The sequence below is a fragment of the Streptomyces sp. NPDC050211 genome (genome assembly GCF_040656035.1).
Lineage (GTDB): Bacteria > Actinomycetota > Actinomycetes > Streptomycetales > Streptomycetaceae > Streptomyces.
In genome coordinates this window covers 43,249-50,280 of record NZ_JBFALC010000068.1, presented here as the reverse complement: position 1 = coordinate 50,280, position 7,032 = coordinate 43,249, and the positions used below count along the sequence as shown (strand labels likewise).

Here is a 7,032-nt window from a genome sequence, read left to right as displayed (position 1 = left end):
ACGGGCCTCGGCGGGCCGGCCGGCCCGGGCCTCGGGCACGGCCCGGCGCAGCCTGCTCAGCCGCGGTGTACGTCCTGTCATTCCCGTCCCATGTCCCGGTGTACGACCACCGTCTCCACACCCTCGGCCGCGAGACGCGCGGCGAGCTTCTCCGACATGGCGACCGAGCGGTGCTTGCCGCCGGTGCAGCCGATGGCGATGGTCACATAGCGCTTGCCCTCACGGCGGTACCCGGCCGCGATCAGCCGCAGCAGTTCGGCGTACCGGTCGAGGAACTCCTTGGCGCCGGGCTGGTTGAAGACGTACGCGGCGACCTCCTCGTGGGTGCCGGTGTACGGGCGCAGCTCCGGGACCCAGTGCGGGTTGGGCAGGAAGCGCATGTCCGCGACCAGGTCGGCGTCGACGGGGAGGCCGTACTTGAAGCCGAAGGACATGACGGTGGCCCGCAGCTCCGGCTCCTCATCGCCGGCGAACTGGGCGTCCATCTTGGCGCGCAGCTCGTGCACGTTGAGGCTGGAGGTGTCGATCACCAGGTCGGCGTCGCCGCGCAGCTCGCGCAGCAGTTCACGCTCGGCGGCGATGCCGTCGACGATGCGGCCGTCGCCCTGGAGGGGGTGCGGGCGGCGCACCGACTCGAAGCGGCGGACCAGGGCGTCGTCGGAGGACTCCAGGAAGACGATCCGGCGTGTGACGTGCTTGGCCGCGAGGTCGGCGAGGGACTCGCGGAGGTTGTCGAAGAAGCGCCGGCCGCGGACATCGACGACGACCGCGATCCGGGCGACATTGCCCTGGGAGCGGGCGCCGAGCTCCACCATGGTGGGGATCAGCGCGGGTGGGAGGTTGTCGACGACGAACCAGCCGAGGTCCTCCAGACACTTGGCGGCTGTCGAGCGGCCGGCCCCGGACATGCCGGAGATGATCACCAGCTCGGGGATGGCCGCCTCGGGGGCCCCGGCGGTGTCGCTGCCCGTAGTCACCTGTTCTCCGTCGCTCTGGTCTTCCTGGCCTGTGGGCTGCTTGTCCTGCTCGCTCATCTCTCCATCCCCCGTCGCTCGTCCGGGGTGCCCGCGGACACGGGCTCCCCCGGGGTGCCCGCCGTCGTCTCGGGCGCCCCGTCTTCCATGTCGTCCATGATCTCTCCGGTCGCCGTGTTCACGGCGGGTGCCGCCGGGGCCGCCTGGGCGAAGGCCACGGCAATGGTCTCGGCCGTCTTACGACCTATGCCCGGAACCTCACAGATCTGGTCAATTGTCGCGGATCGCAACTTTTTCACCGACCCGAAGTGTTTGATCAGTGCCTGCTTGCGTGTCTCGCCGAGTCCCGGCACATCGTCCAGAGGGCTCGACCGGAAGCGCTTGGCACGCTTGGTGCGCTGATAGGTGATCGCGAAGCGGTGGGCCTCGTCGCGGACCCGCTGGAGCAGATAGAGGCCCTCGCTGGTGCGGGGCAGCACGACGGGGTCGTCCGCGTCCGGCACCCAGACCTCCTCCAGGCGCTTGGCCAGCCCGCACACGGCGATGTCGTCGATGCCCAGTTCCTCCAGGGCCCGCTTGGCCGCCGCGACCTGCGGCCGGCCACCGTCGACGACGACGAGCTGCGGCGGGTAGGCGAAGCGCTTGGGCCGGCCGTTCTCCTCGACGAGGCCGTCCTCCTCGCTCCACTCCCCCGTCTTCTCCTTCTCGGCGAGGTACCTCCTGAAGCGGCGGTTGATCACCTCGTGCATGGAGCGGACGTCGTCCTGGCCCTCGAAGCCCTTGATCTGGAAGCGCCGGTACTCGCTCTTGCGCTGGAGGCCGTCCTCGAAGACGACCATGGAGGCCACGACGTCGTCGCCCTGGAGGTGCGAGATGTCGTAGCACTCGATCCGCAGGGGGGCGCTGTCCAGGTCGAGGGCCTCGGCGATCTCCTCCAGGGCGCGCGATCGTGTGGTCAGGTCGGAGGCGCGCTTGGTCTTGTGCAGGACGAGTGCCTGCTGGGCGTTGCGCTGCACCGTCTCCATGAGGGCCTTCTTGTCGCCGCGCTGCGGAATGCGCAGGGAGACGATCGAGCCGCGGCGGTCGGTGAGCCACTGCTGGACCGGTTCGACCGGGTCGGGCAGCGCCGGGACGAGGACTTCCTTGGGGACCGCGTCTCCCGTCTCCTCCCCGTAGAGCTGCTGGAGGGCGTGTTCCACCAGGGCGCCGGTGGTGATCTCCTCGACCTTGTCGGTCACCCAGCCGCGCTGGCCGCGCACGCGTCCGCCGCGGACGTGGAAGATCTGCACGGCCGCTTCCAGCTCGTCCTCGGCGACCGCGATGAGATCGGCGTCGGTCGCGTCGGCGAGCACGACCGCGCTCTTCTCCATGGCCTTCTTCAGGGCCTCGATGTCATCGCGCAGGCGGGCCGCCCGCTCGTACTCCATCTCCTCGGCCGCCGCCGTCATCTGCTTCTCCAGGCGGCGCAGATATGTGCCCGTGCGGCCGGCCATGAAGTCGCTGAACTCCTCGGCGAGTTCGCGGTGCTCCTCGGCGGAGACCCGGCCGACGCAGGGCGCGGAGCACTTGCCGATGTAGCCGAGCAGGCAGGGGCGGCCGGTGCGGGCGGCGTTCTTGAAGACGCCGGCCGAGCAGGTGCGCACCGGGAAGACGCGGAGCAGGAGGTCGACGGTGTCGCGGATCGCCCACGCGTGCCCGTACGGCCCGAAGTAGCGCACGCCCTTCTTCTTGTGGCCACGCATCACCTGTACGCGCGGGAACTCCTCGTTCATCGTCACCGCGAGGTACGGGTAGCTCTTGTCGTCGCGGTACTTGACGTTGAACCGGGGGTCGTACTCCTTGATCCAGGAGTACTCCAGCTGCAGGGCCTCGACCTCCGTGGACACCACGGTCCACTCCACGGACGCGGCCGTGGTGACCATGGTGCGGGTGCGCGGGTGCAGGCCCGCCAGGTCCTGGAAGTAGTTCGCCAGGCGCTGGCGCAGGCTCTTCGCCTTTCCGACGTAGATCACCCGGCGGTGCTCGTCGCGGAACCTGTACACCCCGGGCGAGTCGGGGATCTGCCCCGGCTTGGGGCGGTAGCTGGAGGGGTCGGCCATGTTTCACACCCTACTGGCGAGGGGTGACAGAGCGACGAGCCTGTGGACAACGCCTATCGGGTCTCGAGAAAGGTCAGCACCGCGAGGACACGGCGGTGGGCGTCGGTGTCCTCCTGGAGGTTCAGCTTGCCCAGGATGCTGCGCACATGCTTCTCGACGGTGCCCTCGGTGACCCACAGTCGGCGGCCGATGCCCGCGTTGGAGCGACCCTCGGCCATGAGGGCGAGCACCTCGCGCTCGCGGGCGCTGAGGTGGGACAGCGGGTCGTCGCGGCGCTGGGCGGAGAACAGCTCGTGCACCAGGGACGGGTCGACGACCGAGCCGCCCCGGTGGATCCGTTCCAGGGCCTCGATGAAGTCGTCGACCACCGTGACCCGGCTCTTGAGGAGATAGCCGACCTGCCGGCCGCTCGCCAGCAGCTCCAGGGCGTCCTCGACCTCGACGTACGCGGACAGCACGAGGATGCCGGTGCCGGGGTGGCGCTCGCGGATCGTGCGGGCCGCCTTCAGGCCCTCGGTGGAGTGGTCCGGCGGCATCCTTATGTCGACGATCGCTAGGTCGGGTCTCTGCTCGGCGACCAGCTCCAGCAGCCGTTCCGCGTCACCCGCCTGGCCCACCACGTCGTATCCGACGCGCTCGCAGAGGCTGGCGAGACCCTCGCGCAGCAGAACGTCGTCGTCGGCGAGTACGACCCGTCCCCGCGCGGGCTGCTGCGATGCGTCCATGGTCCCGGCTCCCCTTGCCCGACCGATGTGCTGCGCCCCAACAGCCTGCCCGACCGCCTGGGTTACGGCTAGCAGGAAGCGGAATTGGGGGGTGGCCGTGACGACACGGGGACATCGGCGGGCGATGCTCTAAGCAGCGGTTGCAAACGGACCGGCAGCCTCCACAGGAGGCCGCGGGTCACGGCGAAGGGCGCGGCGGATGCGGCGGACGCGGATCGAGAAAGCACGGCGGCCGGCCCGGGCCCGTCGCGACGCGGACGACCTGTACACGCGGCCCCTGGACCCCAGGGACCCCGACATCGTGCGGGCCAAGCGGCTGCGGCTCGCCGGGAACAGCGGTACCGACCGCCTCTAGAGCCGGACGGCAGGCCCACCGTCCGAAGAGGCCGCCCGGAGCGTATGCGCACGTCACAGAGTCCTGGGTCCCCCCGTCCCGGACGACTCCCCTCGTGTACGTTCCGGGCGGTCACGTATCCGTCGCGGCCCTGGTCAGCGGCAACCGTACGGTCAGGGTCGTGCCCTGGTCCGGCGGGCTGCTGACGGCCAGCCTGCCGCCGATCGCCTCGACTCGGTCGATGAGGCCGATCAGGCCGGAACCCCGTGCGGGCTCGGCGCCGCCCGTCCCGTCGTCGGCGATCGTCACCTCCAGGACGTCGTCGTAGGTCCGCGCCGTCACTTGTACGACGCTCGCGCGCGCGTGCTTGGCGGCGTTGGTGAGGCATTCGGAGGTGACGTAGTAGACGGCGACCTCCGTCTGCTCGGCGAGCCGGTCCGGTGGCAGACGGAGGTCCAGCTCGACGGGGACCGAGGAGCGCCTGGCCAGGGCACGCAGGGCAGGGCCGAGGCCGCCCTTGGAGAGGATCGCCGGGTGGATGCCGCGGGCGACCTGGAGCAGGTCCGCGAAGGCGTCGTCGAGCCCCTTGGCGATGTGGTCGAGCTGGTCGGGCAGGGCGTCGGGCTGCTCCTCCAGCATCGACTGGGCCGTTCTCAGGTCGAGTTGGAGCGAGACCAGGCGCTGCTGGACCCCGTCGTGCAGATCGCGTTCGATACGGCGCCGGGAGGCGTCCCCGGCGGCCACCACGCGCGCGCGTGACGTCGTGAGCTGGGCCCGGCTGTCGGCGTTGGCCAGGGCGGTGGCGGCGAGTTCCGTGAAGTCGGCGAGCCTCGACTCGGTGCCCGGGGGCAGTGGTTCGGGCCCGGCGGCGGCCGCGACGACGGCACCCCACAGACGGCCGTCGACGACGATGGGCGCACCGACTGCACGCCCCACGCGCGCGGGACACCGCGTCGCCGCCACCTCGGCAGCGACCGCCTCGCCCTCGGCCGCGGGACCACGGGCGGTGCCGAGAACGGTGGCGGTGCCGTCGGCGGCGTACCGCAGGACGGCGACGGAGCCGCTGCCCAGGACCGTGCCGACCTGGTCGGCGACTTCGGAGAACACCTCCTGCGGCGGCACACCGCGTGCCACGAGGGTGGCGACCCGGCGCAGCGCCGCCTGCTCACGGGCCGTGCGGCGGCTCTCGGTCACGTCGCGCGCGGCGGCGTAGATGAGGCCCTCGTCGGTGACCGGGCGCGCGCTCCACTGGAGCCAGCGTTCGGTGCCGTCGGCCCGCAGCAGGCGGTTCTCGAACTCGGCCAGCTCCACACCGCCGGCGAGCCGTTCGAGTGCGGCACGCGTGCGTGCCCGGTCGTCCGGGTGCACGAACTCCAGCCAGGGCGTGCCGATGAGGGCCTCGGTGGTGTGGCCGAGGGTCCGCTCGAAGGCGGGATTGACGCGCTTGAAGAGGCCGTCGAGCCCGGCGATGCACAGCAGGTCGAGCGAGAGGTGGAAGATGCTCGCCAGCTCCTGTTCCGCCTGGCGGCGCCGTCCATGGGCGGCGGCGAAGGACGCCATGGTGCCGTTCATGCCGCCCAGCAGCCGCGCCCAGGTCCCCTGGAACGCGCCGACGTCCGCCCGGTGCTGGAGCCGGTTGTCGTCGATCGCCTCGTTCATGGCGTGGATCTCGGCGGCGAGCCGTTCGGTGGTCACCCGCAGCTCGCGGAACGTGTCGGCGACGTCGCCGAGTTCGTCCCGGCCGGCGTACCGGATGTCGTACGACAGATCGCCCTCCGACAGCGCCCTGGCGCCCGCGGAGACCGCGCTCAGCGGCCGGGTGATCGAGCGTCGCAGAGCCAGCGCGAGGGCGGTGACGGCGGCGAGGACGCCGAAGGAGACGACGAGGTCGCGTATCTCGCGCCGCTGGGCGGCGTCGAGGTCGGCGGCAGCGGTGCGCCCCAGCTCTGCCGCTGCCCGCCCCTGGATGCCGCGCAAGGCGTCGATCCGGGCCGTCGAAGCGGTCATCCAGCGGTCGTACGACGGCCAGTCCCGTCTGCCGTCCGGATCCGCCAGTGTGTCCCGGGTCTTGCGCACGACCAGGCCCGGGTTCCGAAGGAGCGTGGCGTAAAGCTCGCCCTGGAGGGCGGCGGAGGCGGTCTGCCGGAAGGCGTCCAGGCGGGACCGCTCCAGGGCCGACCAGCGGCTGGTGGCGGTTGCTCGGTCGGGCGGGGCGTGGAGGAGGACGGCGAGTTCGACGCGTTCGCGCTCGGCGGCCTCGATGGCGTCCAGGAGCGCGAGGTGGGCGTCGGCGGCGCGGCCCGACTCCCGGGTGGGGCGGCCGGATTCGAGGGTGGCGACGGTGCTGAGCAGGTCGTCCTCGATCGTGTCGTACTGGCCGGCGAGCTGCGGGGCGGTGAGGAAACCGGTCCGGATCTGGATGCGCAGGGCGTGCAGCTTGCGGTCGGCGGCGTCGAGCCGGCCGGGGACGTCGGGCTGACCGGTCCAGGAGCGGCTGTCGTCAAGGGCTTTGTGCAGGACGGCCTCAGTGGCCTGCTGGGTGGCGGACCGTTCCCGCAGGGTGCTCGAGCCGGGGCGCAGCCGGGCCTGGACAGCCGCGATGCGCTCCCGGGCGACCGCATCGGTGAGCGCCGTGGTCGCGAACGACACCTGGGTCGCGGCGCTGAACTCCTCCAGAGCCCGTGCCTCCCGCCACTGGCTCACGCCGCCGACCAGGGTGAAGACCAGCATGGTCGTCACCGGCAGCAGCACGAGAAGCATCAGCTTCCGGCCGATGCGGAGACGGGCGAGGAAGGGGATGCGGGGCGGGGTGAGTGGTCGGGGGCGGAGCATGACCGGCTCTCAGGTTCCAGGGGCGGATTCCGCGGGGCGTGTCCCCGCGAACTCCGTGGAGAGATCGA

General features: G+C 71.5%; 5 protein-coding genes. 1 reads left to right on the top strand and 4 read right to left on the bottom strand.

Annotation, left to right across the window (positions count from 1 at the left end; translation table 11 throughout):
* Positions 1 to 77: 77 nt before the first annotated feature.
* Genes rapZ through AB0I98_RS41195 form a run of 3 tightly spaced genes read right to left on the bottom strand, consistent with a single transcriptional unit; the run spans position 78 to position 3,798 of the window.
* Positions 78 to 1,034 (bottom strand): RNase adapter RapZ, encoded by a 957-nt coding sequence (gene rapZ / locus AB0I98_RS41205; RefSeq protein ID WP_362950897.1) that lies wholly within the window; start codon positions 1,032 to 1,034, stop codon positions 78 to 80.
* Positions 1,031 to 3,073 (bottom strand): excinuclease ABC subunit UvrC, encoded by a 2,043-nt coding sequence (gene uvrC / locus AB0I98_RS41200; RefSeq protein WP_362950894.1) that lies wholly within the window; start codon positions 3,071 to 3,073, stop codon positions 1,031 to 1,033. The genes rapZ and uvrC overlap by 4 nt, the downstream gene beginning before the upstream one ends.
* 53 nt (positions 3,074 to 3,126) lie before the next feature.
* Positions 3,127 to 3,798: a response regulator transcription factor gene (locus tag AB0I98_RS41195; protein ID WP_362950892.1), complete on the bottom strand. Its 672-nt coding sequence runs from the start codon at positions 3,796 to 3,798 to the stop codon at positions 3,127 to 3,129.
* 199 nt (positions 3,799 to 3,997) lie between these two features.
* On the opposite strand from AB0I98_RS41195, the gene AB0I98_RS41190 reads away from it, so the two are divergent.
* Positions 3,998 to 4,153: a hypothetical protein gene (locus AB0I98_RS41190; protein WP_362950890.1), complete on the top strand. Its 156-nt coding sequence runs from the start codon at positions 3,998 to 4,000 to the stop codon at positions 4,151 to 4,153.
* Between the two features lie 111 nt (positions 4,154 to 4,264).
* Here AB0I98_RS41190 and AB0I98_RS41185 read toward each other — a convergent pair whose 3' ends face one another.
* A complete protein-coding gene (locus AB0I98_RS41185) occupies positions 4,265 to 6,964 on the bottom strand; it encodes a nitrate- and nitrite sensing domain-containing protein (RefSeq protein WP_362950888.1) in 2,700 nt (899 codons plus the stop codon).
* Between the last annotated feature and the right edge of the window lie 68 nt (positions 6,965 to 7,032).

Bases quoted from the DNA above. Each gene is read 5' to 3' on its own strand.
- uvrC (WP_362950894.1), bottom strand. From the start codon at position 3,073: ATGGCCGACCCCTCCAGCTACCGCCCCAAGCCGGGGCAGATCCCCGAC.
- AB0I98_RS41190 (WP_362950890.1), top strand. From the start codon at position 3,998: ATGCGGCGGACGCGGATCGAGAAAGCACGGCGGCCGGCCCGGGCCCGT.
- rapZ (WP_362950897.1), bottom strand. From the start codon at position 1,034: ATGAGCGAGCAGGACAAGCAGCCCACAGGCCAGGAAGACCAGAGCGAC.
- AB0I98_RS41185 (WP_362950888.1), bottom strand. From the start codon at position 6,964: ATGCTCCGCCCCCGACCACTCACCCCGCCCCGCATCCCCTTCCTCGCC.
- AB0I98_RS41195 (WP_362950892.1), bottom strand. From the start codon at position 3,798: ATGGACGCATCGCAGCAGCCCGCGCGGGGACGGGTCGTACTCGCCGAC.